Origin of the sequence: Desemzia sp. FAM 23988, assembly GCF_045528365.1 — a bacterium.
GTDB lineage: Bacteria > Bacillota > Bacilli > Lactobacillales > Carnobacteriaceae > Desemzia.
Genome location: NZ_JBGQQS010000081.1, coordinates 1 through 297 on the forward strand (window position 1 = coordinate 1; position 297 = coordinate 297).

1 protein-coding gene is annotated in these 297 nt (G+C 27.3%); it reads left to right on the top strand.

Annotated elements, in window-relative coordinates:
• Window positions 1-91 precede the first annotated feature (91 nt).
• On the top strand, window positions 92-297 hold a 206-nt coding region (locus ACEN4L_RS13540; RefSeq protein ID WP_407123687.1), incomplete at its 3' end, for a RepB family plasmid replication initiator protein.

Consider the following 297-nt stretch of genomic DNA (forward strand, 5'->3'; position numbering starts at 1 on the left):
TTTTGTACAATCAAATAAAAGCACAGAGAAGTTTTTATTTTTCCTTAGCTTTTTCCTCTAAACATAAGTAAAAGGAGTTGTATCTACATTTATGAATAATGAAATATTATCACCAAAAGTATTACATATAAGTGACTTAGAAAATCAAAAAGCAGTGGAACACAATGATTTAATCACCAGTGTAGCTAAAATGGATAAAATACCACTCAAAATTTTTGAATTAGCGGTCTCTTGTTTAGATACAGAAAATATTCCACAAGATAATACGGTTTACCTATCAAAAGAAACATTATTTTC